This is a genomic window from Streptomyces sp. NPDC059455 (assembly GCF_042750115.1).
In the GTDB taxonomy this organism is placed as follows: domain Bacteria; phylum Actinomycetota; class Actinomycetes; order Streptomycetales; family Streptomycetaceae; genus Streptomyces; species Streptomyces endocoffeicus.
Genome location: NZ_JBHYVB010000483.1, coordinates 1 through 1,468, shown reverse-complemented (window position 1 = coordinate 1,468; position 1,468 = coordinate 1). Strand labels below are relative to the sequence as shown.

The 1,468-nt window shown below is 66.1% G+C and carries 1 protein-coding gene; it reads left to right on the top strand.

From position 1 onward, the window contains the following. On the top strand, positions 1-1,468 hold a 1,468-nt coding region (locus tag ACFXB5_RS53705; protein ID WP_385223376.1), incomplete at both ends, for a type I polyketide synthase.

Genomic DNA, 1,468 nt, shown 5'->3' with positions numbered 1-1,468 from the left:
GAGCCGATTGCGATTGTGGGGGTGGGGTGTCGGTATCCGGGTGGTGTGGCCTCGCCGGAGGAGTTGTGGGAATTGGTGGCCGGCGGGACGGACGCGATCTCCGGCTTCCCGGTCGATCGTGGCTGGGATCTGGAGGCTCTGTACGACCCGGACCCGGACCGTGCGGGGAAGAGCTATGCCATCGACGGTGGCTTCCTGAACGATGCCGCGGACTTCGATGCGGAGTTTTTCGGTATGTCGCCGCGTGAGGCGTTGGCGGTGGATCCGCAGCAGCGACTGTTGCTGGAAGCGTCCTGGGAGGCGGTGGAGCGAGCCGGGATCGATCCGGCTGAGCTGCGCGGCTCGGCCACGGGTGTGTTCATGGGGGTGATGTACAGCGACTACGCCTCCAGGCTGAGGAAGTTCCCGGGGGAGCTCGAGGGCTACCTGGTCTCCGGCAGCGCGGGAAGCGTGGCGTCGGGGCGTCTGGCGTACACCTTTGGGTTCGAAGGTCCTGCGGTGACGGTGGACACCGCGTGTTCGTCGTCGTTGGTTGCCTTGCACCAGGCCAGTGCGGCGCTGCGCAGCGGTGAGTGCTCGATGGCCCTGGCCGGTGGAGCGACGGTGATGTCCACCCCGGGTCTCTTCCTGGAATTCTCCCGTCAGCGTGGCCTGTCGGTGGACGGCCGGTGCAAGGCGTTCGCGGACGCGGCGGATGGGACCGGGTTCGGTGAGGGTGTTGGTGTGTTGTTGTTGGAGCGGTTGTCGGATGCTCGGGTGCGGGGGCATCGGGTGTTGGCGGTGGTGCGTGGTTCGGCTGTGAATCAGGATGGGGCGTCGAATGGGTTGACGGCGCCGAATGGTCCGTCGCAGGAGCGGGTGATTCGGCAGGCGCTGGCCAATGCGCGGTTGTCGGCGGCGGATGTGGATGCTGTTGAGGGTCATGGGACGGGGACCCGGTTGGGTGATCCGATCGAGGCGCAGGCGTTGTTGGCTACTTATGGGGTGGAGCGTGAGGGTGGTCGGCCGTTGTGGTTGGGGTCGTTGAAGTCGAACATCGGTCACACGCAGTCGGCTGCTGGTGTGGGTGGTGTGATCAAGATGGTCATGGCCCTGAACCGCGAGATGCTGCCGCGCACGTTGCATGTGGACCAGCCGTCCTCGCATGTGGACTGGGACACGGGTGAGGTTGAACTGCTCACCGAGTCGGTGGTTTGGCCGCGTGGGGAGCGGGTGCGGCGGGCTGGGGTGTCTTCCTTCGGTGTGTCGGGGACCAATGCGCACGTCATTCTTGAGGAAGCGTCGGCAGAGGAAGCCTCGAGTGTGGAGGTGGTTTCCGCTGGCGGTGGTGTGGTGCCGTGGGTGGTGTCGGGGCGTAGTGCGGGTGCGTTGGTGGCTCAGGCGGGTCGGTTGCTGGAGTATGTGGGTGCTGTCCAGGCTGGTGGTGGTGGCGTGGATGTGGTGGGTGTGGGGCGTGCTCTGGTGGGTT